27 protein-coding genes and 4 pseudogenes are annotated in these 26,503 nt (G+C 64.8%); 17 read left to right on the top strand and 14 right to left on the bottom strand.

The window, feature by feature from the left end; genetic code table 11:
• From ABIN76_RS03485 to ABIN76_RS03425, 13 genes and pseudogenes are all read left to right on the top strand, one after another.
• Positions 1–3,264, top strand: a complete 3,264-nt coding sequence (locus ABIN76_RS03485; RefSeq protein ID WP_346958316.1) for a beta-phosphoglucomutase family hydrolase — start codon at positions 1–3, stop codon at positions 3,262–3,264.
• Positions 3,257–4,321, top strand: a complete 1,065-nt coding sequence (locus tag ABIN76_RS03480; protein ID WP_346958315.1) for a type II glyceraldehyde-3-phosphate dehydrogenase — start codon at positions 3,257–3,259, stop codon at positions 4,319–4,321. The genes ABIN76_RS03485 and ABIN76_RS03480 overlap by 8 nt, the downstream gene beginning before the upstream one ends.
• The gene (locus ABIN76_RS03475; RefSeq protein WP_346958314.1) at positions 4,318–4,602 is read left to right on the top strand and encodes a DUF2933 domain-containing protein; all 285 of its coding nucleotides are present in this window, start codon (positions 4,318–4,320) and stop codon (positions 4,600–4,602) included. Before ABIN76_RS03480 ends, ABIN76_RS03475 begins: the two co-directional genes overlap by 4 nt.
• On the top strand, positions 4,592–5,266 hold the full coding sequence (locus tag ABIN76_RS03470; protein WP_346958313.1) for an isoprenylcysteine carboxylmethyltransferase family protein: 675 nt from the start codon (positions 4,592–4,594) through the stop codon (positions 5,264–5,266). Before ABIN76_RS03475 ends, ABIN76_RS03470 begins: the two co-directional genes overlap by 11 nt.
• A 251-nt stretch (positions 5,267–5,517) precedes the next feature.
• On the top strand, positions 5,518–5,976 hold the full coding sequence (locus ABIN76_RS03465) for a hypothetical protein (protein ID WP_346958312.1): 459 nt from the start codon (positions 5,518–5,520) through the stop codon (positions 5,974–5,976).
• Positions 5,948–7,093 (top strand): cytochrome b N-terminal domain-containing protein, encoded by a 1,146-nt coding sequence (locus ABIN76_RS03460; RefSeq protein ID WP_346958311.1) that lies wholly within the window; start codon positions 5,948–5,950, stop codon positions 7,091–7,093. The genes ABIN76_RS03465 and ABIN76_RS03460 overlap by 29 nt, the downstream gene beginning before the upstream one ends.
• A gap of 468 nt (positions 7,094–7,561) precedes the next feature.
• The gene (locus tag ABIN76_RS03455; protein ID WP_346958310.1) at positions 7,562–7,885 is read left to right on the top strand and encodes a hypothetical protein; all 324 of its coding nucleotides are present in this window, start codon (positions 7,562–7,564) and stop codon (positions 7,883–7,885) included.
• A gap of 47 nt (positions 7,886–7,932) precedes the next feature.
• A complete protein-coding gene (locus ABIN76_RS03450; RefSeq protein ID WP_346958309.1) occupies positions 7,933–8,775 on the top strand; it encodes a DMT family transporter in 843 nt (280 codons plus the stop codon).
• 118 nt (positions 8,776–8,893) lie between these two features.
• The gene (locus ABIN76_RS03445) at positions 8,894–10,558 is read left to right on the top strand and encodes an AarF/UbiB family protein (RefSeq protein WP_346958308.1); all 1,665 of its coding nucleotides are present in this window, start codon (positions 8,894–8,896) and stop codon (positions 10,556–10,558) included.
• 67 nt (positions 10,559–10,625) lie between these two features.
• Positions 10,626–12,728, top strand: a complete 2,103-nt coding sequence (locus ABIN76_RS03440; RefSeq protein ID WP_346958307.1) for an NUDIX domain-containing protein — start codon at positions 10,626–10,628, stop codon at positions 12,726–12,728.
• 247 nt (positions 12,729–12,975) lie between these two features.
• The gene (locus tag ABIN76_RS03435) at positions 12,976–13,428 is read left to right on the top strand and encodes a universal stress protein (protein ID WP_346958350.1); all 453 of its coding nucleotides are present in this window, start codon (positions 12,976–12,978) and stop codon (positions 13,426–13,428) included.
• A 186-nt stretch (positions 13,429–13,614) separates the two neighbouring features.
• Positions 13,615–14,727 (top strand): annotated as a pseudogene (istA, locus tag ABIN76_RS03430) (IS21 family transposase).
• 713 nt (positions 14,728–15,440) lie between these two features.
• Positions 15,441–16,034: a hypothetical protein gene (locus tag ABIN76_RS03425; protein WP_346958306.1), complete on the top strand. Its 594-nt coding sequence runs from the start codon at positions 15,441–15,443 to the stop codon at positions 16,032–16,034.
• A 214-nt stretch (positions 16,035–16,248) separates the two neighbouring features.
• On the opposite strand, the gene ABIN76_RS03420 is transcribed toward ABIN76_RS03425, so the two are convergent.
• The 4 genes from ABIN76_RS03420 to ABIN76_RS03405 all read right to left on the bottom strand — a co-directional run bounded on the left by ABIN76_RS03420 (position 16,249) and on the right by ABIN76_RS03405 (position 18,901).
• On the bottom strand, positions 16,249–16,506 hold the full coding sequence (locus ABIN76_RS03420) for an SHOCT domain-containing protein (RefSeq protein WP_346958305.1): 258 nt from the start codon (positions 16,504–16,506) through the stop codon (positions 16,249–16,251).
• 194 nt (positions 16,507–16,700) lie between these two features.
• Positions 16,701–17,111, bottom strand: coding sequence for a DUF302 domain-containing protein (locus ABIN76_RS03415; protein WP_346958304.1), 411 nt, complete (start codon positions 17,109–17,111; stop codon positions 16,701–16,703).
• A 54-nt stretch (positions 17,112–17,165) separates the two neighbouring features.
• The gene (locus ABIN76_RS03410) at positions 17,166–18,629 is read right to left on the bottom strand and encodes a multicopper oxidase family protein (RefSeq protein WP_346958303.1); all 1,464 of its coding nucleotides are present in this window, start codon (positions 18,627–18,629) and stop codon (positions 17,166–17,168) included.
• Positions 18,629–18,901 carry an SHOCT domain-containing protein gene (locus ABIN76_RS03405; RefSeq protein WP_346958302.1) on the bottom strand — a complete coding sequence of 91 codons (273 nt, stop codon included), beginning with the start codon at positions 18,899–18,901 and terminating at the stop codon, positions 18,629–18,631. Before ABIN76_RS03405 ends, ABIN76_RS03410 begins: the two co-directional genes overlap by 1 nt.
• 433 nt (positions 18,902–19,334) lie before the next feature.
• Here ABIN76_RS03405 and ABIN76_RS03400 point away from each other — a divergent pair, with 433 nt between their 5' ends.
• Positions 19,335–19,670, top strand: a complete 336-nt coding sequence (locus ABIN76_RS03400; protein WP_346958301.1) for a rhodanese-like domain-containing protein — start codon at positions 19,335–19,337, stop codon at positions 19,668–19,670.
• 302 nt (positions 19,671–19,972) lie between these two features.
• On the opposite strand, the gene ABIN76_RS03395 is transcribed toward ABIN76_RS03400, so the two are convergent.
• From ABIN76_RS03395 to ABIN76_RS03375, 5 genes and pseudogenes are all read right to left on the bottom strand, one after another.
• Positions 19,973–20,107: a hypothetical protein gene (locus tag ABIN76_RS03395; protein ID WP_346958300.1), complete on the bottom strand. Its 135-nt coding sequence runs from the start codon at positions 20,105–20,107 to the stop codon at positions 19,973–19,975.
• 104 nt (positions 20,108–20,211) lie between these two features.
• Positions 20,212–20,625, bottom strand: a complete 414-nt coding sequence (locus ABIN76_RS03390) for a hypothetical protein (protein ID WP_346958299.1) — start codon at positions 20,623–20,625, stop codon at positions 20,212–20,214.
• 262 nt (positions 20,626–20,887) lie between these two features.
• Entirely contained in the window at positions 20,888–21,430 is a 543-nt protein-coding gene (locus ABIN76_RS03385; RefSeq protein WP_346958298.1) for a hypothetical protein, read from the bottom strand.
• Complete coding sequence (locus ABIN76_RS03380; protein WP_346958297.1) at positions 21,417–21,872, bottom strand: MarR family transcriptional regulator; 456 nt, start codon at positions 21,870–21,872, stop codon at positions 21,417–21,419. Before ABIN76_RS03380 ends, ABIN76_RS03385 begins: the two co-directional genes overlap by 14 nt.
• A gap of 270 nt (positions 21,873–22,142) precedes the next feature.
• Positions 22,143–22,255: pseudogene (locus ABIN76_RS03375) on the bottom strand (ATP-binding protein); the annotation flags it as partial.
• A 117-nt stretch (positions 22,256–22,372) separates the two neighbouring features.
• Between ABIN76_RS03375 and ABIN76_RS03370 the strand changes: the two are divergent.
• Both ABIN76_RS03370 and ABIN76_RS03365 read left to right on the top strand, forming a co-directional pair.
• Positions 22,373–22,603, top strand: a pseudogene (locus ABIN76_RS03370) (GntR family transcriptional regulator); the annotation flags it as partial.
• 124 nt (positions 22,604–22,727) lie between these two features.
• A complete protein-coding gene (locus tag ABIN76_RS03365; protein WP_346958296.1) occupies positions 22,728–23,021 on the top strand; it encodes a UTRA domain-containing protein in 294 nt (97 codons plus the stop codon).
• Between the two features lie 125 nt (positions 23,022–23,146).
• On the opposite strand, the gene ABIN76_RS03360 is transcribed toward ABIN76_RS03365, so the two are convergent.
• Genes ABIN76_RS03360 through ABIN76_RS03345 form a run of 4 tightly spaced genes read right to left on the bottom strand, consistent with a single transcriptional unit; the run spans position 23,147 to position 24,898 of the window.
• Positions 23,147–23,671, bottom strand: a complete 525-nt coding sequence (locus tag ABIN76_RS03360) for a hypothetical protein (RefSeq protein ID WP_346958295.1) — start codon at positions 23,669–23,671, stop codon at positions 23,147–23,149.
• On the bottom strand, positions 23,658–24,254 hold the full coding sequence (locus ABIN76_RS03355) for a cytochrome c biogenesis protein CcdA (protein ID WP_346958294.1): 597 nt from the start codon (positions 24,252–24,254) through the stop codon (positions 23,658–23,660). Before ABIN76_RS03355 ends, ABIN76_RS03360 begins: the two co-directional genes overlap by 14 nt.
• A 9-nt stretch (positions 24,255–24,263) precedes the next feature.
• Positions 24,264–24,500 (bottom strand): hypothetical protein, encoded by a 237-nt coding sequence (locus ABIN76_RS03350; RefSeq protein ID WP_346958293.1) that lies wholly within the window; start codon positions 24,498–24,500, stop codon positions 24,264–24,266.
• Positions 24,500–24,898, bottom strand: a complete 399-nt coding sequence (locus tag ABIN76_RS03345) for a DsbA family protein (RefSeq protein ID WP_346958292.1) — start codon at positions 24,896–24,898, stop codon at positions 24,500–24,502. The genes ABIN76_RS03350 and ABIN76_RS03345 overlap by 1 nt, the downstream gene beginning before the upstream one ends.
• Here ABIN76_RS03345 and ABIN76_RS03340 point away from each other — a divergent pair.
• Positions 24,864–25,052 carry a universal stress protein gene (locus tag ABIN76_RS03340; protein WP_346958291.1) on the top strand — a complete coding sequence of 63 codons (189 nt, stop codon included), beginning with the start codon at positions 24,864–24,866 and terminating at the stop codon, positions 25,050–25,052. The two genes, ABIN76_RS03345 and ABIN76_RS03340, sit on opposite strands and share 35 nt — an antisense overlap.
• 82 nt (positions 25,053–25,134) lie before the next feature.
• Here ABIN76_RS03340 and ABIN76_RS03335 read toward each other — a convergent pair.
• A pseudogene (locus ABIN76_RS03335) lies at positions 25,135–26,336 on the bottom strand (MFS transporter).
• Positions 26,337–26,503: the final 167 nt, after the last annotated feature.

Here is a 26,503-nt window from a genome sequence, read left to right as displayed (position 1 = left end):
ATGACGGACATCCATGCGGGCGGCAGCCGTGCCTCCAGTGATGCCCGGCATGGCGCTGCACTGCCGTATCAGGCGGTGCTGTTCGATATGGACGGGGTTGTCACCCAGACCGCCGCTGTGCACGCGGCGGCCTGGAAGCAGCTCTTCGACTCCGTCCTTAAGGACCCCCGGCTCACCGGGCGCCCAAGGAGGGATCCGTTCGACGAGGACGCGGACTACCGGCGATACGTCGACGGCCGGCAGCGCGAGGACGGAGTCACCGCCTTCCTGGCGTCCCGCGGCGCCCGGCTTCCCGCCGGCAGCCCGGAGGACGGGCCGGACGTCTGGTCTGTCCACGGACTCGGCGCCCGCAAGAACGCCCTCTTCCTCGAAGTCGTGGCACGCAATGGCATTCAGGCCTATCCCGGGACCACCGCCCTGCTGACCCGCCTGCGTGCCGCGGGAATCCCCGTGGGCCTGGTCACCGCGAGCCGCAACGCCCGAGCCCTGCTGACGGCCGCCGGCCTTGACACCGGATTCGACGTCGTCATCGACGGGGAGACCGCCGCCAAACACAGCCTGCCGGGCAAGCCCGACCCAGCCATGTTCCTCGAGGCGGCCCGCCGGCTCGGGGTGGCACCCCGGCATGCCGCGGTTGTCGAGGACGCCGCCGCCGGCGTCCAGGCAGGACGCCGCGGCGGATTCGGTTTGGTCGTCGGCATCGACCGCGCGGGGCATCGGGAAGAGCTGGAACGGGCCGGCGCCGACATCGTACTCGGCGACGTCGCTGAGTTGGACCTGGGGGTTTCACGCACCGACCCCTGGATGCTGGTCTACGAAGGATTTGATCCTGCCCACGAAGGTCACCGGGAGGTGCTGACCACCGTGGGGAACGGGTACATGGCAACACGCGGAGCCCAGCCGGAGCACAGTGACGACGGCGTCCATTATCCCGGCACCTATCTGGCCGGTGTGTACAACCGGACGTCGGGCACCATTCACGGCCGGGTGTTGGAAGAGGAACATCTGGTCAACGTCCCTAACTGGTTGCCGGTGGATGTGCGCTTCGGCGCCGGGCCGTGGTGGTCAACGGGACATATCCAGGTCAGCCATGAGCGAAGCGAGCTCGATCTGCGCCGGGGCCTGTTGACTCGCCGCGCAACCCTGACCGGCCCTGACGGGGAACAGCTCACCGTCGTGCAGCGGAGGCTGGTCTCCATGCACAACCCCCACCTCGCCGCGCTGGAGACGACCTTGACGCCTTGCGGCTTCAGCGGGACCGTGGGTATCCGGGAGGGCATCGACGCCCGGGTGGCCAACACCAACGTCCGCGACTATGCCGGCACCGGGCAGCGGCACCTGAGCGATCCTGAATTCACGGAAGTGGACGGCGGCGCCGTCCTGTGCTCCGTCCAGACCAGCCAGAGCAGGATCCGCATAGCCCTGGCCGTCCGGACAGTGTTCGACGGCGCCCAGGCGGCGACGCCCCGGGACGCCGGGACCGACGGCGGACGGTACCAGCGGCAGTACGACCTCCTGCTGGCCGACGGACAGCCAGCCACCATCACCAGGATCGCGTCGCTGGCAACCTCCCGCGACGGCGCCATCTCCTCGCCCGAGACCGCGGCCTTGGCCGGACTTTCCCGCGTCGACACGGGCTTCACCGCTCTGCTCGAGGACCACGAAGCGGCCTGGCGGCGCCTGTGGGATCGGTTCGGGATTAGCCTGGACGGCGACCGGCAGTCCCAACTGGTACTCAACCTGCATGTGTTCCACCTGCTGCAGACAATCTCCGTGCATACCGCCGCCCTGGATGCCGGCGTGCCGGCCCGCGGCCTGCACGGGGAAGGGTACCGCGGTCACGTGTTCTGGGACGAACTCTTCGTCTTCCCCGTGATCGGACTCCGGCTACCTGACGTCAGCCGGTCCCTGCTGGAGTACCGCTGGCGCAGGCTGGATGTTGCCCGGGACGCCGCACGCGCGCAGGGCGTCCAGGGGGCGCTCTTCCCGTGGCAGAGCGGCAGTGACGGACGGGAGGAGACGCCCAGCCAGCTCTACAACGCCCGGTCCGCCCGCTGGATGCCGGACAACTCCAGCCGGCAGCGGCACGTCGGACTCGCCGTCGCCTACAACGCCTGGCAACACTTCCAGGCCACCGGTGACCGGGACTGGCTGACGGCCCGCGGCGGGGAACTCATCATCGAAGTGACCAGGATGTTCGCCTCCCTGGCCACCTATGATTCGGCAGGGGAGCGATACCACATTTCAGGGGTGATGGGGCCCGACGAATACCATGACGGGTACCCGGATGCGCCCGGGGCCGGTCTGCGCGACAACGCCTACACTAACGTGCTGCTCTCCTGGCTCTGCGAACGCTCCGCCGATGTGCTGGCCGAACTCGCGGGTCACCCCGGGGATGACCTCACGGAGCGGCTGCGGATCACGGAGGAGGAAATCAGCCACTGGTCCAGCATCAGCCGCAGGCTCGCTGTGCCGTTCCATGCCGACGGAGTCCTCAGCCAGTTCGATGGTTATGAGGACCTGGTAGAACTGGACTGGCCGGGATATCGTTCCAAGTACGGTAATATCGGGCGGCTCGATTTGATCCTCGAAGCCGAAAACGATGCGACCAACCGGTACAAACTCGCCAAGCAGGCTGACGTCCTGATGCTGATCTACCTGCTGGGGCCAGCAGGTGTGACCAGGCAGCTGCACCGGCTCGGCTATCCGTTTGCCGATCGCGATCTGCTGCGCACCGTGGAGTACTACCTGGCCCGAACCGCCAACGGATCAACGCTCAGCCGGGTGGTGCATGCCTCGGTACTGGCCCGGACAGATGAATTCCGGGCCTGGCAGGTCTTCCGTGAGGCCCTGGTCGCCGACCTGGACGACACCCAGGGCGGCACCACCCGGGAAGGTATCCATCTGGGTGCCATGTCCGGGACAGTCGATATCATCGTCCGGGCTTTCGCCGGCCTCCAGACAGAGTCCGACGCGCTGACCTTTTCTCCCCGCCTTCCGGCCCGGCTGGGAAGTGCCGGGTTCCAGATCCGGTACCGGGGTCACCGCATCGATGTGTCCCTGAACGCGCAAAACCTCCGAATCCAACTGCAGCCCTGTAGCGCGGCTGCCGTGAAAATAGGTGTCGAAGGAATCTATACGCAGCTCGCAGGCGGCGGTGTAATGGACTTCCCACTGCTACCGAAGACCGCCAAAACCTTCGGGGCCGGGAACCGCCGTCGAGGAAACAACGCAACCGCAAGTGGGAGGCGCACCAATGAGTAAGACCAGAGTGGCAGTCAACGGATACGGAGTCATCGGGAAGCGCGTCGCCGACGCGGTCCAGTTGCAGCCGGACATGGAACTGATCGGCGTCGCCGATATCATCACCGACTGGCGGATCCGCTCCGCTGCGGGACGTTTTCCCCTGTTCGCCTCCACCGCCGACGCGCGGGACGCCATGGGCCACGCAGGCCTAACCATCTCCGGGGACCTGGATGACCTGCTGGCCCACGCGGACGTCGTCGTCGATGCGACCCCCAAACATGTGGCGGCCGGCAACCTGCCCCATTACCGGGCGGCAGGTGTGAAAGTCATCCTGCAAGGCGGTGAATCCCATGACACCACAGGGCATTCCTTCGTGGCGCAGGCCAACTATGACAGCGCACTGGGCCGGGACATGACACGCGTCGTCTCATGCAACACGACCAGCATCGTCAGGGTGCTCGGTGCCCTGCAGGATGCGCGCCTGCTGGCCAAGGCCCGCGGGGTCCTCATCCGCCGCGCCACCGACCCCTGGGAATCACATCTTGGCGGGATCATGAACACCATGGTCCCGGAACCGAAAATACCGTCCCACCAGGGCCCGGACGCCCGGACCGTCCTGCCCGATCTCGACGTCGTCACCATCGCGGCCAAGGGCGCCCACACCCAGACCCACAACCATTACTGGACGCTCCAGCTCACCCGTGCCGCCAGCCGGGAGGAGGTCCTCGCAGCACTGCGGGCCGCACCGCGGATAGCCTTCATACGGATGGCGGACGGGCTCGTCGCGCTGAACTCGACCATCGAACTAATGAAGGATCTCGGCCGGCCCCGCGGGGACATGTGGGAAGTCGCAGTCTGGGAGGAACTGGTCACCGTGGACGGAGATGAGGCCTACCTGACCTACCAGGTCTACAACGAGGCCATCGTCGTTCCGGAAACCATCGACGCCATCCGCGCACTGGCCGGGTCAGCCCCGGACGCGATGACATCGATGAAGATGACCGACTCGACGCTGGGCATGAGGCAGGACTTCCTCGCCGACCACCTGCCTGCCCGTCCGGGAGACCAGCCATGAACCACGACCACCAGCATACGGGCGGCAGCCACCCAGAGCAGCAGCCTCCCGTGCCGCCCGTTCAGGACCCCAAGGACCTGTATCTGCGTGGCGGGCTGACCGTCCTGATCATCATCGCCGTGATCTACCTGCTGACCAGCCACTGGCTGCACGTGCTGGACGCACTGCCCTACGTGTTCGTGGTGGGGATGCTGGGCATGCATCTGTTCGGTCACGGCGGCCACGGCGGCCACGGCGGCCACGATGGAACTGCCGAAAGGCGTGCGGGCAATGGCAACTGACTACGGTTACAACCTGTGGTTCCTGGTGATTCTGAACTCCGCCATTTTTATTGTTTTCGCGTTCAGCTTCGTCAAGCCAAAAACGAAACTCGACTGGCGGGCCTTTGGCGGGTTCGCCGCGTTCATCGTCGCGTTGTTCACGGAGATGTACGGCTTCCCGCTGACCATTTATTTCGTCTCCGGCTGGCTGGGGAGCCAGTTCCCGAATCTCAACCTCCTGACCCACAATTCCGGGCACCTGTGGCAGGACCTGATGGGCTGGCAGGGAGATCCACATCTGAACCCCCTGCACCTGCTGAGCAACGTACTCATAGCTGCCGGTTTCATCCTGCTGTACCAGGCATGGCGCGTTTTGTATGCGGCACAGACGGAACACCGGTTGGCGGTCACCGGTATTTATGCCCGGCTCCGCCACCCGCAGTATGTGGGGTTCCTGACGATCATGTTTGGATTCCTGTTGCAGTGGCCCACCCTTCTGACCCTGATCATGTTCCCGATCCTGGTAGTTGTTTACCATGGGCTCGCCCGTCGGGAGGAAAGGGATATGGCCGCCGAATTCGGAGAGGACTACCTCGCCTATGCCCGCAACGTTCCAGGCTTCATCCCCCGGTTGGGCAAGAACAAACGCGTACCGCGCGTTCACGGCCCTGACCGCCCTCAGTAGCCATGCTTCAGTCCGCGGGGCGCCGCCGGCCAGGCACTCCATGCAGCCATCATCCATGTTGGGAGCCATCCATGCGAACGAAACCCGGCTCTGGAAGATCCGGCCAACACGAAACGAGAAATTCAGTGTCGCGGCCGCTCAGAAGAACATGCGCGGCTGTCCTGCTGTCCTGTCTGTTCCTCGCCGGAGGAGTTGTCTCAGCGCCACTGGCATCCGCCCATGAGGGAGATCCTTCGTCAGAGGGGTATCTATTGGTTCAACAGGCGCTGGGGCACCTCGTCCACGATCCGGGCAATGTTGGTCCGGCCCTGGAGAAAATCGACGCGGCCCTCGCCGCGCCGGACCAGGACGGGGTATCCGTGGCTGAACTCCAACAGGCCAGGACTGCCCTCCAGGCCGGAAATTCAGCCCAGGGACGTGCCTTGCTGCAGGAGTCCATCACGATGGCCCTCAGCACGTTGAAGCCCGCGACCGGCGGCGAGACCTGGACAACAGTCGTCCTTGACCCGCTCCCGCCCCGCGGAGGGCTAACGGGAGCGGACTGGGTGTCCTTGACAGTATCCGTGCTGGCTATTCTCACGGGACTCGTGCTGGCCTATGTGTTCCGTCCACACAAAAATCTGCGGGAGTTGCGATTGCTGCTGGCCTGGAAGCACAGAGGCCAGAATCTACCCTCGAAACATGAGCGGTCACGCCGAAAGGAACGGTGAATCTGACATGGACGATGAATCGGCAACCATCGGCAGTCAAACCTCGGCAAAGGCTCCGCACCGCGGCCGTTTCCGGCGCCTAATGGATGTGGTTGATGAGCGGTTGGGCATCGGGGCCCTGGGATACGCCGTCCCGGAACACGCAAACTCCTTGGCCTGGAGCCTGGGGGGTGTCACGGCAGTCGCCTTCGGAATTCTGGTGGTGAGCGGCATTCTGCTGGTCCAGTTCTACAGCCCCACCCCGGAAACGGCGAACCAGTCGGTCCGCGGCATCGTCACGGACGTTTGGGGCGGAAGCGTTCTGCGTGGCGTGCACTTTTGGGCCTCGCAGGCTATGTATGTAACCGCCGCCCTGCATCTGATCAGGGTTTTCGTTACCGGCTCATTCAAACGCCCGCGTGAAGGAAACTGGCTTATCGGCGTGGCACTGTTCGCTCTGATCACCCTCGCCCTGTTCACAGGAACAGTCCTGAAGTGGGATCAGGAAGGCTTTGAGGCGCTGGGGCACAATGTGGAGATCGGGGATCTGCTCGGCGGAGCCGGGTTCTGGTTTTCCGCCGAGTTCGCGACTCAAGTGTCAATTCTCGTGCGAATCTACGGCGCGCATGTGGTGATCCTTCCCGGAACCATCCTCGTACTCATGACTCTGCACGGGCTCCTGGTAAAACGCCACAGAATCTCTCCCCATCCATCGCTGCCGGCCGATGTCTCAGGGGAACAGGGTGCGGCTGCGGAACCAACCGAACCCTTCACCCATCACCTGCGCCGCATCGGCGCGTTCGGTCTGGTGCTTGCCGGCGTGCTTGGCATCCTGGCGGTGGTCCTTCCACCCCCGGTCGGTGCGACGCCGGTGGCCAGCATCGAAGTGACCCGGCCCCCATGGAATTTTTGGTGGCTATACACCTTGGAAGACTGGTTTGGTCTGCCTGCCATCCTTTTTGCTGAGGTCGCGTTTTTCATCATCCTGGCCGCTGTTCCTTTTGCGGACCGAAGCCGGAACCGGCTGTGGCGACGGCGCCCCGTTTCGATCGCCGCCGGCCTTGTGCTGTTGCTGAGCATCGTGACGCTCACACTTCTGATTTTTGTCCTGCCGGTCAAAGAACATCTGGGGACGTGACTATGCGCACGACATCAACATTTCCTCCCCGGGCACGACGGGCATTTTGGATGCTCCTCGCGGCCGCAGTGGTGGCTGCCGGTTCCCTGGCGGGCGCCCTCGCCGCGGCCCCTGCACCTGTCACCGGCATATCGACCGCCGCCAGCGGAATCATCCTGGCCGTTTCGCTGAGCCTGGCTGTGCGTATTCTCACCTTCCAGGACCGGGCACGCAGGACACCGGACCAGCCACCCGGGAGGCCTTCTCCCGGCGCCATTCAGGACGACTCATGAAGGCCGGCTGTGATTGCCGTCGGACAGACCGGGCACGACGTCTTGCCCCGCAAATTGCCCGGGTCACCCCGCCAGCTGCGCCCAGGCGCCAGGGCGTGCGCAACAAGCTGTCAAACCGCACCGGTCCGGGCTGGAGGCTGAAGTTTCGGCGTCGCCGGCCCTTGCCCTTGGGACTAGCCCTAAAGGAGGATTTCTGATGGTTGAACAGCGCTTGGCCTATCTGGTGTGCAGGCCGCCCGACGACGGGAAAACGGTAGTGGAGGTAGCCAGCTCCGTCATCGCGGCTCCGGATCGGGACGGCATGGCCTTCAGCGATGCCCTGGAGACGGATATGCCCGTGAGCGTAGGGCTGGCCCGCTCACGGCACGCGGCAGAGCCGGAAAGTGAGGGCACGAATCCGCCGGTGCGTGCCCATTCCCTCATAAACAAGAAGATAGTTAAGCCGTTAGCTGTGCGGGCGGAAAGACACTCCGGTATGCCGCCGACGGAGGAGTCGCTGTGCGTGTACCTCCGGCAGTAGTCAGTGCCAGAGAGGTCGGAGGCCTCCGTCGGCCCAAGCCGATGCGGATGCTGTGGATCACCTTTGCCTGGGGCTCGTGCTTTTTGGCGATCAGCATCGGTCTGAAGGACGCCCCGCTGCTGTGGTTCGCCGCGTTGCGAGCCCTCATAGCCGGAGGGGTGCTTCTCACGGTTGCGGGATTCCGTCGCGAACCGACGCCGCGGGGGGCACGGACCTGGACCCTGATAACGGTGATGGGAATCGTCAATGTCACACTGGCATTCGGTGCCATGTTCGGCGGTCTGGCCGGTCTCTCGACAGGAGCCGCCTCCGTCCTGGCCAATGCACAGCCCTTGCTCATAGTGTTTCCGGCCTGGTGGATATACAAGGAGCGCCTGTCCCCCCGAACGCTGGCAGCGATGGGGACAGGCTTCGCAGGGCTATTGGCAGTCGCCCTGCCCAGCGGCACTGGCACCGGTGCGTGGCTGTCAATCACCGCAGCTCTCGCGGTCACCGCGGGAACTCTGATTTCGAGGCAGATAAAGGCCGATGTTCTGCAGGTGATTGCATGGCATTTCCTGATCGGGGGCGCAATTCTTGCCATCATCGCCGGGCTTACCGAGGGGGGGCCGACGATCAACTGGGGTGTGCGCTTCATCGGCATTCTTCTGTATGTCTCCCTCGTGGGGACTGCTGCGGCCTTTCTTGGCTGGTTCACAGAAGTCCGGCACTGCCGCCTGGACGCCGTCACGGCATGGACTTTCCTGGTTCCGGTGTTCGGCATCCTGTTGTCCATGGTTGTCTTAGGCGAACGCCAGAGCAGTTGGAGCTTGGCCGGGATGGGTCTGGTTCTGGTGTCCATGGTCGTCCTTGTGCTGCCACGAAGACAGCCCAACCCTGCAAAGACCTGAAAACTCCCGTGGACCGTAGACCGCGGCCACGCAGCATGGAATGGCAACGCGTGCAGGACCGTGAGGCCCACCGCTCCACTTCGAGGCCTCCCACATCACGAAGAAATCAGAACAGACAATGACAACGAACGTACGAGTACACCGCTACCAGGAAATCAGCGAGGTTCTGGCCCGGCACGGGCTGGGCTTCCTCGTGGGTATCACCGGACTCGAGCGGTGGGTCCCCTTCCACCAAGGGCTCATGGGCCATGAACGCAGGGCCGAGCCCTACACGAATCCGGACCACTTGCGCTTGGCCCTCGAAGAGCTGGGACCGACGTTCATCAAGCTCGGCCAGCTCCTCTCCACCCGGCCTGACCTCTTGCCGCCCCAATACCAGACGGAGTTGGCTAAACTCCAGGACGGCGCCCCGCCTGTGCCAGGCGCAACGATCCGTCAGCTAATCCGCGAAGAGCTCGGGTCCGAGCCGGACGAGGTGTTTGCCGACTTCACCCTCGACCCCCTGGCGAGTGCCTCCATCGGCCAGGCCCATGCAGCGACTCTCCACGACGGAACACCCGTCGTTGTAAAAGTCCGCCGTCCCGACGTCATCCCCACGATCGAGGCAGACCTGGATATTCTGCAGAACCTCGCCGTCCAGATCAGCCACCGCTGGGAGGCAGCGGCCGGCTATAACCTCCCCGGCATCGCCGCGGAGTTTGCACAGACTCTGAGGGCAGAACTCGACTATCTTCAGGAAGGGCGGAACGCGGAGCGATTCGCCGAGAACTTTGCCTCCGATCCCGGCGTTCACATTCCCCGCGTCTTCTGGGAGACGACCACATCCCGGGTGCTGACGTTGGAGCGGATTGTGGGGATGAAAGTCAATGATCTCAAGGCCCTGGACCGTGCAGGGATCGACCGAGCCGCGCTGGCCAACCGGTCCGCAGGCATAGCAATCAAAATGGTCTTCGACGACGGGTTCTTTCATGCCGATCCGCATCCGGGGAACCTGTTCATCGAATCCGACGGCCGCATAGGTCTCATCGACTTCGGCATGGTTGGCGAGGTGATCGACAAGCTGCGCGGCCAACTCGGCGTCCTGCTGACTGCATTGGCCCGCAGCGACCCGGTCCGTGTCGGCTCCGCTTTGCTGGACCTTTCCGTAACCCGCCAGGCTGTTGACCGCAGCCGGCTGCGCGCCGACGTCACCCGATTTATTGCCCTCTACGAAGGCCGCCAACTAAATCAGATCGAAATCGGGCCGCTGATCACCCAAGGGGTCGCGTTAATGCGGACCTACCACCTCCAGATGCCTCAGGAGCTGGCGAAGCTCCTGAAGATGCTGATCATGGCAGAAGGCATCGGAGTCGAATTGGATCCCGGCTTTAACCTGGGCGTGATCCTTGCTCCCTACGCGAGGAAGCTGATGTTCGCCCGCTTTGCACCGCGGGCTTTGGCCACTCGCATGGCCGAAGCCGGTGCTGACGCAGCGGAACTAGCCGCGGACCTGCCGGAATTACTCCGTCGAGTCGTGGATAGCCTCGACACGGGATTGGAAGTCCATCTACGGGCCACGGAACTCGAACCCCTGGTCGGGCGCGTGGAACGCATCGGCAACCGTCTGGTCGCAGGCATGATCGCGGCGGCGTTAATCGGAGGTGTCGGGGCTCTGACGACGGGAGACAAGGAACGTTGGGGCAGCTGGGAGAAACCATTCATGCGCGCAGGACTGGGCGCGGGCAGTGCGCTTGGCGCTTATCTGGTCTGGACTTCACGGCGCACCGGGGGATCACCTCGATGAGCAACCACGATTCCTCACACCGGCCCGGATCGTGTCGAGATGAAACCGCCACAGCGAAGGAGGCATCATGAATGATGCCGACCGCAAAGCGGAAGCGATGGACGTCGGAAGGCCCACCGTTGCCCCGGACGGCGATACCGGAACGTTCGACGTCCGCGGGGATACCGGGTCTGCGTCCATGGCGGAATGTGCCTCATGCGTTGCCCGACCATCACCACTCCCACAGCGGGTGGCGTCGATCCAAGCGGCCATCGCCGCCGAGAGAGAACCACTCGTCGCTCTCACTCATCTACTGCAGCTGTGTCGGGACGAGCACCCCGTACTGCAGGAACGGATGCAGGATGCCGGCTGCCGCGCACGGGCGGAGCAGGTCGCAGCAGGCGTCGGGAACGTGCTGCCCGCCACATCGACCGGAGATGCGCTAGGTCCCAAGGAGGCCAGCGCATTGGCGGCGGCGCTGACCGCGGACGGTGACCTTCCCGCCGTCGCGGTGGCGCGGCTACTGGCCGAACTCTTGGACGAAAGGTACAGCCACAGCTTCCGCGAGTCCTTTCGCCTCCGGAGCCCGTACCAGCCGGGTGTGGGTGATCCTATCCCGCTGGACAGTCCGGACCTCCGGCATGTGACGGCCTTGTCCGCGACCTCCCCGCCGTGGCGGCTGGCCAACCGCCTCGACGAGACGCGCCACGTACGGCTCGCCGGGGAATGGGCCACACAATTCCAAGTCATCTTTGATTACAGCTTTGCCCGCGAGCTCGCTGGGATTATAGATCGGGACACCGCCGTGGCAACCTGCCATCCCAACCGCACCCTGGCAGAGTTCCACTTTCCGGCTGACGCCAGCGGGCGGACATTCCCTGTCCGCCCGAAAAATGAAGACAATCAGCGTCAGGAAATAGACCGGTTGATCAGTGCAGCCGTCGCAAACGGCGCGAACATTGTTGTTCTCCCCGAGCTCTGCGTCACCGAGTCCCTCGCCGCCCGCCTGCAGAGCTGGACCTGCCGGACCGGCGGCCCCATGATGCTCGTCGCCGGAAGCTACCATCACGCCGACGACCACGACGGGTCGCCGCGGCGGCGTAATACAGCCGTCGCCTATCTCCGCGGCATTCAATCCCCGTTGACCCAGGACAAGCATTCCCCGGCCGACCGGCCAGTCAAGGAGGACATTCAGCCCCAAGGCTGGCCCGAGCTGCGGATCCACGTCAGTGACGACGGATGGCATCTGGTGCTGGCGATCTGCCGGGACCTGCTCAATCCCCACGCCGTGCACGCCTTGACCGAGTCAGGTGCCAACCTCCTGCTGGTACCGGCAATGAGCGAGACCCTCGTTGCCTTTGGCGGCCCCGTGGCGAACCTCGTAGGATCCGGGCAGGCCTTCGTCGCGGTAGCGAACAACCCCGCTGATTTCTCAGAGCCGACTGACCGGACGGTCCACCGTCCCGCCCGTGCATTGTTCGGACATCCGGGGTTTGGGCAGCTGACCCGGCTGGTGCAGCCAGCCAACTCCGCTCCCGGGGTGGGGCTGCTGCGTGTACAAACCGGACAACTTCAATGGCTGGACTCGGACGCCGGCCGGACCAAGCCGAACTGCGGAACCTCCGCGCGGCCCCCCTGGGCCGACACATTGGCCCGGCTGACCGGACCTGACCGTCCAGAATCGAACCGGCAGCCGACTCGGGTCACACTGACGGAGGCGGCGGCGCTTGTACTGCTCACGGATGGCCCACACGGCCCCTTCGTGCTCCTTACAGAACGCGCACCCGATCTGACCAACTACCCCGGGCAGCTGGTTTTCCCCGGCGGGGCTGCTGAATCCAGCGACGGTGGGCCGGCCGATACAGCATTGCGCGAGGCCTCTGAGGAAACCGGTTTGGACCGGGGCAGCGTGCACATTTTGGGCACCCTCCCCGCCATCGCCCTTCCCGAGGGCGGCTACATGCTGACGCCCGTAATCGCATGGTCTGCAGGGCCCGTCTTCGCCGGCACGGCCAACATAGCCGAGGTCAGCGGTGTCACCTCAATTCCGTTGCATCGGCGGACAGATTCCGGGCAACAGCGGCCGGATCCTGCACCGGAGGAGGAAGCCCCTGCAGAACGCCAGACCGCGATGCTGGGAACCGGCACGAGCGCGATACTTGACATGCTCAGAGGCATGCTTTGGGGTTGATGAACACAGGGTCAACGAAGCCAGGACCGGGCCGACGAAGCACTCGCCGATAATCGCCGGTCCTGCTTGGGGCCGCGGAAGAGAACCGCGGCTGCCATGACGGGCAACCCTCACATCGCCCGTCGCCAGCAGGCCGACTAGCGACGTAACATCGTCATAGGCTGCAGCCGTCATCAGGCACCGTGCCGCTGAAACCGATACGGGGGCTGATGGCCGCAAGGCAGAACATCAACAGACGGTGGAGCTCATGGACGGCGAGGACAGATTCAGGATCGCGGTCGGGGTGGACGGCTCAGCGGAATCACGGTTCGCCTTGGAATGGGCCGTCACGGAGGCCCGTCTCCGCCACGGACAGGTGCGGGCCTTGACCGCCTGGGAGTACCCGCCCGAGACAGCCGGCATGGAAGCGGTGATCTGGGATCCTCACGTTTTCGGGCCGGCTGCCCGGAGGATGCAAGCCGAAACTGTGAAGGGGGTGGACACCGAAGGCGTCAATGTCACCGGTGACGTCGTCCAAGGACCCACGGTCACCGTCCTTGTAGATGCTTCCAAGGACGCCGACCTTCTGGTCGTGGGTTCCCGCGGCCTCGGAGGATTCACCGGGCTGCTGCTCGGGTCCGTGTCCACACAGGTAGTCCACCATGCCGCCTGCGCCGTGCTTGTCGTCAGGACCAAGCCCGGAGTCCCCGACGTTGGATAACTTCGCCGGACGCCGGACGCACTTACAGGTGAACGTCCCGACTGATTATGGCAGTTTGAGAGGGGACCGGTTTTGCAGTCTGAGGTGGGCCCACTTCGCGGCTCGCCGGTTGATGAATCGCAGTTTCAATTGAGACCACCCCACGGTTGATTCCATCAGAGTTTTTCCCGACAGTGGCAGGCAGTGATGGAGTCGAGAGTGGAGCTATTCGCGAGGATCCGCCGGGATGCCAGGGTCAAGGGCTCATCGATCCGCTGCCTCGCCCGGGAGCACCGGGTCTCCCGGAGAACGGGTTTTTGATCGCCTGGTTGATGAGCACCGGGCGGTGATCTCCTACTCGACCGTCCGCCAGTACGTGAAGGCCCGCCGGTCCGCTATCGCCGTGGAGGCAGGGAATGCCCCGGTGGAGGTGTTCGTGCCTCAGGAACACGCGCCGGGTGCTGAGGCTGAGATGGATTTCGGTGACGTGTGGGTGGCCCTGGCAGGGGTGAGGACCCGGTGTTACATGTTCGCGTTCCGGCTCTCGAACTCGGGGAAATCCGTTCACCGTGTGTACCCGACCTGCGCGCAGGAAGCCTTCCTGGAAGGCCATATCGAGGCGTTCACCGTTCTGGGTGGCGTCCCGAGCAGGCATATCCGCTATGACAACCTGACCTCGGCCGTCACGAAAGTGGTGTACGGGGCCGGCCGGCATCGTGTGGAAAACGAGCGCTGGGTGCGCTTCAAATCCCACTATGGTTTCGATGCTTTCTACTGCGAACCGGGCATCAAGGGCGCCCACGAGAAGGGCGGGATCGAAGGTGAAGTCGGGCGGTTCCGGAGGAACTTCCTCACTCCGGTCCCGGCGGTGGCGACGCTGGCGGAACTGAACGACAGATTGAGGGTGTGGGATGACCCGGAGGACCGTCGCAGGATCTCTCAGCGGCTCCGGACCGTCGGGCAGGACTTCGCCGCCGAACAGCCACTGCTGGCGCCGTTGCCGGCAGAGGGTTTCGATCCCGGCCTGGTTCTGACCCCGCGGGTGGACCGTTCCTCGCTCATGATCCACGAAGTATTCCGTTCCGGCCGGTGCGACTGGACAAGCGTGGCGCCGAGCTCCTCTTCCAGGTCCTCACCGAACGGGAAGAAAAAGCATCCGTGGCCATCGGCACCAACGAATCCTTCTCCGGCTGGACCAAGACTTTCACCGACCCACGCCTTTGCGCCGCCATCGTCGACAGACTCACCTTCAAAGGCACCATCATCGAAACCGGAACCGACTCCTGCCGTCTCGCCCACACCGTCCACCGAGCCACATAGCCCGCGCAACCCGAGACACGGTGTCTCGAGCGGTCGGTTTAGCCACCGCAGACTACTCCCCAACAGCCGGTCCGGCGCGATTCCATACGGTGGGCGCCTCCCGAGCTCCAACCTGACTTCATCAGATCACAGTGATGTCACAAATACATACTCATCGCTCATTTTGTTTATTCCGGGCAGATACTTCTGGTATGCCGGACCCGGCATTCATGGAACAAGGGGGATCCAGATGCTGTTGCGCCGCCTCACGCGTATTTCAGCTTTCTTCGCACTTCTCTTCAACACCCAACCGCCCTGCCCGCCCAGGCGGACAGCTGGTCCGGCTATAAATGGGGCTCCTCAACCGTTGCCGTCTATATTGATGGCGGCCAAAGCGGGCAAAATTCCAGCGGCTGGTCAGCGGCCACTTCCAACCGGTCCAGCGCGACCGATATCAACTTCCATGTCACGACGGGAACCGCCAACATTCGTCTGCGCCAGACACGGATCACCAATGTCACGTGGGACGGTATTACCTACCGTTCTACCGCCCGAAGCCTGTACCACCAATGAATGCGTACCCAACTTCGTACTACACCGACGGGTACACCTACACAACAACCCGCGGCGTTGCTGCCCATGAGCTGGGGACCCCCTTGGGATAAAGCACGTGGGCGCTTGCTACCTGATGAACTCGGCAACACCCAATCGTTGCGGAATTTACTATCAAACAAGTGACGAAATCGCCGGCGTCAACGCCATTTACTGAAAGCGGGACCACCGTGAAGAAACTTCCATTTCTCCCATCAATGGCTGCGGTCTTTGCCGGAGCTCTGCTCCTGACTGGCTGCGCCTCGCCGCAGGCACAAGCGCCAGCCAAGACCACGTCCATAAGCGCAAGCTGGGCCAAGGCATACCCGGCACTGAAGGACCTCACCCAGAGCGCTGACGCAATTGTCGTGGGGACAGTTGAGAAGTCCGCACCGGCAGCACCTGTTGATGGCATCCCCTTCACGGACGCTACGGTGACTGCTAAATCGTGGCTTAAGGGAACCAAGCCGGCAGCGACCATAACGGTGCAGCAAACCGGCGGGGCTCTGAAGGACTCAGTTGTCGTTTTGGAAGGCGACGCGATCATGCAGCCAGGGGAGGAATTCATGCTTTTCCTCCAGAAGAACGACGACGGCACCTACGTGGCACTTTCAGGGCCGACGGGCCGTCTGCCGGTCTCAGGCACGTCAGTCAAGAAGATGCCGGATACCACCCTCACCGAAGCAATTCCGGAGACACTTCCCGAGCTGATCGCCGCCGTTACACGGCTTCTCTGAGAAACAACCATCCAACCCGACAAGGGGGCCGCCGATTCATTCGAGGCACCCCGGGGCCGGGGTAGTTTTCAATTCTGGGAAGAGCAGGGATGGCCACACCATCCCTACTCTTCCCTTCCCGGCGAAATGTTGCGATCTCCGACGCCGTAGACGGGCCCCAATGAGACTGCAAATTAGGTCCATCGTGGGCTCGATTCAGATTGACATTTTCAGTTCAATCCTGGCGCCTCAGCGCCGTGCGCTTGGCCGTGAACTCCTGCTCGTCGATTTCCCCGCGGGCGAAGCGCTCACTGAGAATACGCTCGGCGTCGTGGTGCGGCGGCCGCGGCGCGATCGGTCCGTCACCCGGATGGGGACGCCGAAGCAGGAGAATAACGACGGCTACCACGCCACCCCAGAAAATCAGCATCAACACGGCCATGGCGACCCACGCGCCGATACCCCAGCCATTCCCGTACCAGCCATCCATCATGATCAGACCTCCACTTGTGAAAATACGTCCAGGCCGCCCCCCAAACAGGGCCCAACGGCCCGGAGGGTGTCTGCAATCTGTATCCGGGGGCCGGCGGCGGCCAGCCATGCTCAGATGCGCACGCGGACACAAAAGTAAGGCAGCGGCGCCTGTTTCGCGTCCCATGAGCCGCCGGTCCGGAGGCCGGCCGGGTCTCAGTCGGCTTGGAGCTCTTTCAGTGCGGCCCGGAGCCGGTCGTCGGCTTCGCCGGCGACCAGGGCGACGGCCGGGGCGTCGCTGAGCTGCACCATTGTCTGCGGGTCGATCGTTTGGATGATGGTCGCGTCGGCGTCGCGGCCGCGCCGGATGACGACGTTGCAGGGGAGGAGCAGCCCCATGTCCGGTTCCGCGGTGAGAGCGCGCTGGGCCAGGGCGGGATTGCAGACGCCCAGGATGAGGTAGTCGCCCAGGGCCTGTCCGCTCTCCTCCCCGAGCTTGGCCTCAAAGGTCGAGCGGACATCGATTTCAGAGAGGACCCCGAAGCCCTGGCCCAGGAGCACCTCCCTGGTCCGAAGCACCGCTTCCTCATACGGCAGGGCGACGGTGATGGTGTGTGCGTAGCTCATAGATAGTCTCCTTCATTGGGTTTTACTGTGAGTTAAAGACGCCGACTCGCGGTGTCAGCGGGATTCGATGAGGCCCATCATGCCGCTGTCCTCGTGGTCGAGGATATGGCAGTGGTAGACGGTCTTGCCGGTGAAATCATCGAACGCGATCCGGACGCGCACGCTGCTGCGGGCCGGGACGTTGACCACATCCTGCCACTCGGGGTCGGCTATGGGACCGCTGGCCGTTTCGATGATCTGCATGGGCCATACGTGCAGATGGAAAGGGTGGTCCATTGGGCTCGTGTTAGTCAGCAACCACTCCTCGAGGGCCCGGGCCGGGACGGTGGTGTCAATCCGGGCCGGGTCGAACGGTTTGCCGTTAAAGGTGAAGCTCATTCCCGACCCCATGCCCATGCCCATGCCCATGGCGAAGGTCAGTTCCCGCCGTGCCGTGACCGCAGCGGACCGCAGGTCCCGGGGTGCAGGCTGGGCCGCGAGCGGCTCCGCGGACAGGGCTGGTTCGCCGCTGACCGAGTAAGTGGCCAGGACGGTCCCGTTGGTGTCGGCCTGGCCCTGTTGGTCTCCGGTACTGGAGCCCATCATGGATCCTGCGGTTCCCCTGTCCACCGCCAGGGTACGCAGCACCGCCGAGCCGGGGGCCGCGGTGACGAGGAGGTCGGCCCGGTTGCCTGGAGCCAGCAACACCTCCTCAACGTCCCGGGGGTTCTGATAGCGGCCGGAATCGAGTCCAAGCAGCTGCAGGCGCTGGCCGTCCAGGCGCAGTTTCAGGTACCGGGCGGTGCAGGCGTTGATGATCCTCCACCGCTCGCGTTCTGCCGGTTTGGCCGACAGGTGCGGGTTTAATTGGCCGTTGACCAGAACCAGGCGGCCTTCCCGGCCCATCATTTTCTCCATCGCCGACACGGCAGCGACGCTTCCGTCGCTGTTCAGCGAGATGTCCGAGATGACCATGACCCGGTCCCGTGAGACCGGGACAGGGTGCGGGTCCTCGACGATGATGGCACCGTACAGTCCGCCGAAGACCTGGTCGGCGACCATGCCATGGTGGTGGGGGTGGTACCAGTACACGCCCGGAGGGTGGTCCGCGGGAAGCCGGTATTCGTAGTCGAAGGACGTCCCGGGATCAACGGAGAGGAGCACGTTATCGCTGTTGCCCTGCGGGGAGACGTGCAGGCCGTGGACATGCACGTTGGTCGGATCCCGCAGGCCGTTCTCCAAGGTCACGTTCACCCGGTCACCGGGCCTCAGGAACAGAGTCGGGCCGGGCACCGACCCGTTGTAGGTCAACACGGTGGCATTCGTGCCGGCGATCCTTGCCTGGCCCTGTGACGCTCTCAAGCGCACCTGCAGCGTCCCGTTGCTGCTGCGGAGGACCTCGGGTTCACTGAGGTCCTGGCCGCCGGACGGCTGGTACCCGGCTCCGGAGCCCCACAACAGGCCTGCCGCGCCAGTCAGCGCGGCTGCGGTTCCGGCGCCCCCCAGAATGAGGGCAGTGCGTCGGCGGACAGGCCGCATCAGCTCTCGCCCTTGAGGACTTTGAGGCGTTCCTGGTATTCCTCCGCGGTCAGCTCACCCCTGGCGAAGCGTTCATCCAAGATCTCCCGGGGTGCGCCTCCACGGCCCGCAAGCCCGGTGCCTCCGGCGTCCGGGGAGCCCGCGGATCCGCCGCGGCGCCCGCCGGCCGAAAAGAACCATATCCCCAGACCGGCAAGCAGCAGGACCCCGACGATCAGCAGCAGCCAGAACATCCACGACCAGCCCATACCTGATCCATATCCACCCATCATTACAGTCTCCTTATCCCGCGAAACCGGTACTGACCGGCCAGCGGTGATCATCTTTAAGACTACACCATAATACCCATGGGGGTATATGGCAGGGCGTGGCCGGGCGTTGGATTCGCTGGCGGCTTCAAGCCGGGAATTGGGTCCTCGTCCGTCAGTGGCACTGCACCCGGTCACGATACGACCGACGCTTAGCCGGAGGATGCCCGCTAATGGCATACCACGGTTCGCACAACGAACCTGGCGGCCACCGCCGACGCCGGGGTGGAATGCTACTGCGGCCGCGTTAGGGTGGGAGCATGGGAGTCGAACCGGCCGTAATGAAGCGAATGTCGAGAATGCGTCCTCAGGCTCCGGTCAGCGTGCCCAGGGAGGTGGAGGGCGAACCGGATCTGGTAGCGGTGGACACAAAATGGGGTGAGCTGCAGCCACTGCAGTGCGCACCCGGGTGGTCACCCTCGGCGAGCTCGAACTCCTGGAGCAGGTCAGCGGCGGCGCCCTCTTGATCGACTGCCGCGTACCTGACTCCAGGGCTGGGGTTACGATTCCAGGCGCGGTGAACATCCCGCACGACCGGATTATTGGATTCAGGGATGAATTCGAGGTTTCGAGGCTGAGCATTTTCTTCTGTAACGGCCCGCAATGCCCGCAGTCACCCACGGCCATCCGGGCGCTGCTGGAAACCGGGTATCCGGCATCCGGACTGGCCTACTACCGGGGAGGACTGCACGACTGGGTCACCTTGGCCATGCCCACGGAACAGATCGCCTGACCCCCGTGCTCTTCCATGCCCCGGGGTCGGGTGCGAAGCCCCCGGGCCATACCTCACCCGCCGCGCTCCATTCGGGTCGCCGACAAACAAGCCTGCCGCCCTGACGATGATCGGCGGCGTCGATGACGCCCTGGACAAACAGGCCACCGCAGTCGAATAGAACCCGTGGTTTGCTTAAGCGGCCGGGGAGCGCGTCCGTGGCCCGCGCCTGGAACATGGGACAGTGCCTGAGCTACTGCGGACTTGGCGATCGGGGGAATTGATGACGTTGACGGACCGAAAATGGTCCACGATGTGGCGGATCAGAAGCTGCCGCTTCCGCTGCCGCCGGAGTCGCCGTCCCGGACTGCGTCGCCGCCGTGCAGGATCGAATCGATCAGAATCCCGCCCAGTACGGCCCCGCCGAGGCGCCCGCCGCACTCTCGGCTCCCGAGCATGCCCCCGCCGTAGCCGCGGTTGTCCAGACCGCCGAAACCTTGCACATCGGAGTGGGCGAGCTCTGCCGCTCGGGATGCCAGAGCTCCGGCCTGCTGTGCGTGGGTCAGGGAAGATCCAGGGTTCGTCTGCTGGAGGGAGAGCGCGGTATCCGGGTGCGTTGCGCTTCGGCCAGGCGCATCCTGGCTCCGGCTCCCACACCGCCGCGCCGTGCGGCAATGCAGTCCGCGGCGACCGAGATCCGGGCCTGTGCGTGCATGATGGCCTGCTGGAGAGCCTCCCCGGCCCGCCGCGCCTGATCCTGCTGGTTCCGCACCCCTGAGAGGGCCCGATCCAGTCCCTGGCGTGCCGCTTCCATGCGCTGCAACGCGGCGATCGGGTCGATCCTGCCTGACTGCAGCTGCTGTTGCACCTGGTTCAGGACCCCCTCGACGCCCGCGACGGGGCCCGCGAGGTCGGTGTGCTGCCCGGCCGCCATGGTGGCCTTGGCCTGGGCGAGGTCCTGGGCGGCATCCTCCACCGCGCGGTCGAGATTAGTCCGGGCAGAGTCAAGGTCGTGCTGGGGTTGGACGGCCGTGACGGCCCGGCGAATGCCGCGGAGCCTGGACAAACGCCTTCACTGAAAACATGCCAAACACACCCCTAGGGGGTATATCTGACAAGCAGGGCCGGCCGTGATGTTCCCCTTAGGCGATGCGCCGACGTGGGGCGCCGGGTGAAATCACAGCGACGGTTTCGGTACCGGTCCGCGCTCCGCATGGCATCTCAGCGATGAATGCCCGCTAGTTTCCGCCGCCCATTCCCGGCATTGCGTGGTCCATGGTCTGCGCGTCGAACCACGCATGCAGGGCGGTGACGAGGGTGGCATCGCTGGAAGTGAAGGTGATCTTTGCACCCATGGGTAGCTGCTCGTAGTTGCTCTGCATCCGGGACGCGCCTGCTTGTAGTTCCTGCAGGCCGTGCATGGCGGTACCGTGGATGTTCGCTGGATCGCTGTAGTTTCCCTGCGCGAACTGGTCGGCTTCCTTGCTTAGATGCTGCTGGATCAGGGTGATGTTGTGCTGGTCGCGGGCGCTGTTGGCGACGATCTGTTCGACCCCTCCGGTCGTGGTTTTCGTGAAGGTGTGTGTGGTGGCGTTCAAGTCGAACGGCATGACCTGGGCGGCGTGGGCAACCATCGTCTGCGCCTCTCCGTTGGCGGCCTGATGCCCGGTGGCCATGGCGTAGCCGATGCCGCCGGTCGCCAGGATCAACGCGGCGGCGCCCGCGAGCCACCAGCGGCGCCGCTGCTTGCGAGGTGGGCGGCTGGCATCAGTGCTGGTCATGTTGTTCATCTGCGGCTTTCACGAGGAGGGTCAGGGCGTCTACTACGGTCTGGCGGCGGCCGGCCGGGATGGCCTCCAGCAGGCTGGAGAAGCGTGCAGCGCGGGCGGTGGCCAGCTCACCAGCGGCGTGGCGTCCAGCGTCGGTCACTTCCAGCCACACAAGGCGTCCGTCGCCATCCCGCTTGCGGCGCTGCACCCAGCCGCGGGCTGTTAACTGGTCGACCAGGCGGCTGACCGTACTCTTGGTCAGCCGTAGCCGCCCCGCGAGCTCGACCTGAGTGAGTGGACCGTCACGGTCCAACTCGGTCACCGTATGGGCCTCGGAAACAGATAAGGCCTGACCGCAGGGGGTTTGGTCCGGTTGATACAACCCGAACGCGCGCACGAAAGCAATGATCCGCGCCTGCAGCACGACCGCGTCCGACTCGCTATCTTCTTGCATGGTTGCATCCTACAACCAACTCGTTCGATGATTCAACCATTTATCCGGAGTGGCCACCGAATCAATCAGCCACCACTTACCGGACGGAAGACCGCCTTGAAAGCGCGGCCAAAGCTTTGTCTAACAGCACGGTCCCGGCGCAGGAGACTTCTGACACTCAGTGCAGAACTTCCCGGACGGAGTTGGCAGCCAGTTCTGGCCATGCCTAGTCGGTGTGCTGGGGATAGATATCGACGGAACCGTCGGCGTTCTGCGGGCTTTGAGGAGTTAATTGACGAGCCGGGTGGCGACGGACGGTGTATCTGATCCGGTAGCCTTTCTCGGCCGCAGCGGTGCCGAAGCCTATGAGCAGATGGGTTTTTGCCGGTTCTGGAGTCGCCGACGGGAGCGCAGTGCTGCATCAACCTGGACGGGCTGGGCGTGAGGTGCCGGCGATGGAGTAACGTCGTATGGCCGGGAGCTTTCCGGCAGTTCAGGACTAACCCCGGGACGGAGGCGGCGTGATCGATCACCAGGACCCCGAGGCGGCGTCCCGTCCGGAGGCCGCGGGGCGTGCCAAGGGCGCCCCGCTGTGGAAAAGCGTCAGTTCCGAGCTCCTTGAAGACGTCCTCGCCGGGAAGTTCGCGACGCAATTTCCCGGCGAGCTGGAACTGGCGCGGCGGTATGGCGTCAGCCGGGGCACGATCCGGGCGGCTTTGAAGCCATTGCGCGATGCCGGACACATCACCGCCCATCCAGGAAAGAAGCCGACGGTGGTCGCCGGCAGGAGCACGGCCTTCGGCCCGATCTACAGCGTGCTGGCGTCAATCCGGGAGTCCGGGATGGAGCACAGCAGCGTGGTGTTGGATCAGCACCTTGTCGTGGTCCCGGCCGTGGCGGCCAAGCCTGCCGACGGACGCGGAGCTTTTCCACCTCTCCCGCGTTCGTCTCGCCGACGGCGAACCGATCGGGCTGGACGAGGTCTGGCTTCCGGCGTCGACGGCAAAGAAGCTCCTCGACGCGGACTTCCGTGATGCCTCGTTGTACGGCGAACTCGACCGGCGCTGCGGCGTCGTGCTGGATGGAGGTACCGAGCAATTAACTGCGGTGCCCGCCAGCCCGGCGCAGGCTGTCCTGCTCGGTTGTGCCTGGGCGCCCCCCTGCTGCTGATCGAGCGTACCGGCTGCCATCGGGCCCGCGACGTCGAAATCCGGCACAGCTACGTTCTGGGCGACCGGGTGACAATCGCGACCGCGTTTGGCTGTAAGGCCACCCCCCAAAGTAGGGCGGGACGGTCAGTGTCCGCTGCGGGCGGCTGAACCTGCGGCCGCGGACCGCACCGGGGGGACCGGGCAGCGGTCCTCGGAGGTGGCACGCTTGAGGAACGCCCACAGCAGCAGCGCGATGGACAGGCCGGCGAGCAGAGGCTGAACGGGCTCGAAGTACTGCATGGCGCCGGAGGTGCCCAAGGCCAGCAGGACCAGTTTGTTGCACACGGGGCAGCCCACGGCGAAGAACGACACAATGGTTCCGGCGGCGCCGAAGCGGCCCTTGGTGTCCGCCTCCTCGCTGCCGCCTGCCACCTCGGGTTCGCGGGAGATGTAGGTGGCCAGCAGGAGCCCGGTGAGGACGGCTGTGAGCCCGAGGGCGGGGTAGGACCACCAGGTGGGCGGGACTTCCCGGCTGAAGAAGGGCGTGTCGATCAGGTCTGTGGGGACGGCCACTGCGAGGTAGGTGAGGACGGCGGCGGCGGATGCCGCCAGCCAGCGCCGCCCGGGCCACTGGGCCAGCGCGGATATCAGGGTGTTACTGCGCGTCATCGGGCGTCCTGTCTTTTGCGGGCTCGGCGTGCCGGTTTTTGAAATAGAGTCCCACACCGACGGCGAGGGCAAGGGTCGCGGCTCCGGCGACCATGAGGTTCGGAATGCCGGCGGCAGCACCCGTCACGAGGGATTCCGTTGTGAATTGTTCCTGGACGGTGAGGACGCCGCCCAGTCCCGCGGTGCCGTCGCTGACCAGCAGGAGCACCCCGATACCGATGGAAATTACGCCGGAGATGATCATCAGCCAGGAGTTGGACCAGGTTCCGAGCCTGAGGGGACGCGGCCTCAGCCAGCGCCGTCCGGAGATACCCAGCTTGTCCCACACGAGAGCCAGAATAAACAGGGGCGCGGCCATGCCGAGGGCGTAGACCGACAGCAGCATGCCGCCATAGACAGCGTTGCTGCCCACGGCGGCGACCGTCAGGATGGAACCCAGGATGGGTCCGGTGCACACTCCCGCGACACCGTAGACCGTCCCCAAGGCAAAGACGGACAACCGCGTGGTTCCGGCCTGGGCAGTCGGGGCGACGGCGGACGGGAGCCCGATGCCGCTGATCTGGACCACGCCCAAGATGATCACTATGGCCGCTCAGACACCGACCAGCACGGTCCTGTGCTCGGTGACCAGGGATCCAAGTACCCCGGCAAAGACGCCCAGCGGCACGAGCCTGGACAGAAGGCCGGCGTAGAACAGGACTGTGCGTGCGACAAGCCGTGTCTTTGTTGCGAAGGCGTAGGCGAAGAATGCCGGCAGCAGCAGGGCAGAGCATGGGCTGAGCAGGGTGAGGACGCCGCCTAGGAAGGCCCCGGCATAACCGATGTCCATCAGCGGTTCCGGGCCGATTTCAGGGCATCGTCGATGGCCCTCTCAAAGGTGGCCAGCGGCTGCGCCCCCACGATCGGGGTGTCATTGACCAGGAAGATAGGTGTGCCGGTTGCACCCAGCCCGGCTGCCTCCTGCGCATCCTTCGCCACCGCGTTTTTCAGCTCGGCCGAATCCAGATCCGCTTCGAACTTCTTCAGGTCAGGGACACCGGCGGTACCGGCGAGCTGGATCAGCCGCTCCCGCGGCAGCGCGGCGTGACCGCGTTCCGGAGCGATGGTGTAGACCGCCTCGTTGAACGCCCGGACGATCCACGACGCCGCGGTAAAGAAAGCTTCCGCGGCCGGGGTCCAGGTCACCGGCGACGTGGTCGAAGGCCACCCTGCAGACGTGCTGGTCAAGGCCGTCGCCGACGCCGGTCTTCTGGTGGTCGGATCGCGTGGACACGGAGGTTTCGCCGGCATGTTGCTGGGCTCGGTCTCAAGCCACGCCGTGCACCTCGCCAACTGTCCGGTCCTGGTCGTGCGTACGGGCGCCGGTCCGGTTCAAGGGTAAGAAGGAGTGGCCGGCCCAGAGGGGCTCTCTACCGCGGAGGCGACCCGGCTTCTTGAGAGAGGCGAACTGGTGAGAAATGGACTCAACCCGCCGGGTGGTGGTCGGTGCTGCGCATGCGGACTGCGACCAGGATCCCCGACGCTCCGGTAAGAGCTGCGACGACCAAGACGGCTGTCGGGATGCCGTAGGCGTCGGCGAGGATGCCGGCGAGCAGTGCGCCGACGGCGAAGCCGCCGTCGCGGCACAGGCGGTAGATGCCGACCGAGCGGGCACGCCATCCAGGGTGGGCGACGTCGCCGATCGCCGCGAGGAGGGTCGGGTAGACCATTGCTGTGCCGAGTCCGAGGAAGGCGGCGGCGCGGTGAGCCAGATGCCGAAGTCGTGGCCGAGGGCGATCATCGCAAGGGCGGCTCCCTGCAGGAGCATGCCGCCGACGATCATCCGTTTCCGGCCGTACTTGTCAGACATGGCTCCGGTGACGAGCTGCGCGGCTCCCCACACGGCGGGGTAGACGGCGGCGAGGATACCGATTTTTTCGATGCTGAGTCCGGCGGCGGCGAAAAGGACGGGAAAGAGGCCCCAGGCAAGGCCATCGTTGAGGTTGTTGACCATGCCGGCCTGGCTGACCGAGGATAGCGACTTGTCCCGGAAGCTGGTGAGGGTGAAGATTTCCCGGTTGCTTAATTCGCTGTGGGCGCCGGCGTGGGCGGTGGTGTGGTTGGCTGCCTCCAGCCGGGCGTGGCCACGGGTTTCCTTGACGGCGAACACCGAGAGTCCCAGGCCCAGGGCGATGTAGGCGGCGCCGAGCAGGAAGGGCCCGGGGCGGAGCCCGTAGTTGGCAGCGATGTCGCCGGTGGCCAGAGCGGTGGCGGCGACGCCGAGGTAGCCTGCGGCCATGTTCAGGCCCATGGCCAGGCCGCGGCGGGACGGGCCGACCAGGTCCATTTTCATGACAACGGTGGTGGACCAGGTCAGGCCCTGGCTGATGCCCAGAATCACGTTGGCAGCGACAATCCAGCCCCAGGAGGGTCCGAAGATCAACAGCAGCGGTACGGGCAGGGCGATGAGCCACCCGGTGATCAGGACGGGTTTGCGGCCGTACCGGTCCGAGAGTGTCCCGGCGAAGTAGTTGGTGCCGGCCTTGGCCAGCCCGAAGGCCAGGATGTAGGTCAGCGCGGAGGTGTAGAGGTCCAGGTGGAAGACCTGACCGACCAGCAGCGGCAGCACGGTGCGTTCCTGGCCGAGGGTGCCGCCGACCAGCGCGTTGACGGTAACCAGGAGCATGAACTGGGCCAGGTTCTGCCGCAGCCCCAGCGAGAGACCGGTATGTCGTGGGTTTTCCCGCCCGACTGCACGGTCCCGGGGCGTTGGGGCATTAGCGGGCGTCATCTGTGTACTCTTCTTCTCCGGGACAAACGTGTGGCGGCGGCCCGGTGTTCCGGGCCGCCGCC

This window comes from uncultured Arthrobacter sp. (assembly GCF_964021775.1).
GTDB lineage: Bacteria > Actinomycetota > Actinomycetes > Actinomycetales > Micrococcaceae > Arthrobacter.
This window is presented reverse-complemented; position numbering and strand designations above follow the sequence as displayed.

Excerpts from the sequence above, each read along its gene's own strand:
- ABIN76_RS03485 (WP_346958316.1), top strand. The coding sequence starts at position 1 with ATGACGGACATCCATGCGGGCGGCAGCCGTGCCTCCAGTGATGCCCGG.
- ABIN76_RS03480 (WP_346958315.1), top strand. The coding sequence starts at position 3,257 with ATGAGTAAGACCAGAGTGGCAGTCAACGGATACGGAGTCATCGGGAAG.
- ABIN76_RS03475 (WP_346958314.1), top strand. The coding sequence starts at position 4,318 with ATGAACCACGACCACCAGCATACGGGCGGCAGCCACCCAGAGCAGCAG.
- ABIN76_RS03470 (WP_346958313.1), top strand. The coding sequence starts at position 4,592 with ATGGCAACTGACTACGGTTACAACCTGTGGTTCCTGGTGATTCTGAAC.
- ABIN76_RS03460 (WP_346958311.1), top strand. The coding sequence starts at position 5,948 with ATGAGCGGTCACGCCGAAAGGAACGGTGAATCTGACATGGACGATGAA.
- ABIN76_RS03455 (WP_346958310.1), top strand. The coding sequence starts at position 7,562 with ATGGTTGAACAGCGCTTGGCCTATCTGGTGTGCAGGCCGCCCGACGAC.
- ABIN76_RS03450 (WP_346958309.1), top strand. The coding sequence starts at position 7,933 with ATGCTGTGGATCACCTTTGCCTGGGGCTCGTGCTTTTTGGCGATCAGC.
- ABIN76_RS03445 (WP_346958308.1), top strand. The coding sequence starts at position 8,894 with ATGACAACGAACGTACGAGTACACCGCTACCAGGAAATCAGCGAGGTT.
- ABIN76_RS03440 (WP_346958307.1), top strand. The coding sequence starts at position 10,626 with ATGAATGATGCCGACCGCAAAGCGGAAGCGATGGACGTCGGAAGGCCC.
- ABIN76_RS03435 (WP_346958350.1), top strand. The coding sequence starts at position 12,976 with ATGGACGGCGAGGACAGATTCAGGATCGCGGTCGGGGTGGACGGCTCA.
- ABIN76_RS03420 (WP_346958305.1), bottom strand. The coding sequence starts at position 16,506 with ATGATGGATGGCTGGTACGGGAATGGCTGGGGTATCGGCGCGTGGGTC.
- ABIN76_RS03415 (WP_346958304.1), bottom strand. The coding sequence starts at position 17,111 with ATGAGCTACGCACACACCATCACCGTCGCCCTGCCGTATGAGGAAGCG.
- ABIN76_RS03410 (WP_346958303.1), bottom strand. The coding sequence starts at position 18,629 with ATGCGGCCTGTCCGCCGACGCACTGCCCTCATTCTGGGGGGCGCCGGA.
- ABIN76_RS03405 (WP_346958302.1), bottom strand. The coding sequence starts at position 18,901 with ATGATGGGTGGATATGGATCAGGTATGGGCTGGTCGTGGATGTTCTGG.
- ABIN76_RS03395 (WP_346958300.1), bottom strand. The coding sequence starts at position 20,107 with ATGCTCGGGAGCCGAGAGTGCGGCGGGCGCCTCGGCGGGGCCGTACTG.
- ABIN76_RS03385 (WP_346958298.1), bottom strand. The coding sequence starts at position 21,430 with ATGACCAGCACTGATGCCAGCCGCCCACCTCGCAAGCAGCGGCGCCGC.
- ABIN76_RS03380 (WP_346958297.1), bottom strand. The coding sequence starts at position 21,872 with ATGCAAGAAGATAGCGAGTCGGACGCGGTCGTGCTGCAGGCGCGGATC.
- ABIN76_RS03360 (WP_346958295.1), bottom strand. The coding sequence starts at position 23,671 with ATGACGCGCAGTAACACCCTGATATCCGCGCTGGCCCAGTGGCCCGGG.
- ABIN76_RS03350 (WP_346958293.1), bottom strand. The coding sequence starts at position 24,500 with ATGGACATCGGTTATGCCGGGGCCTTCCTAGGCGGCGTCCTCACCCTG.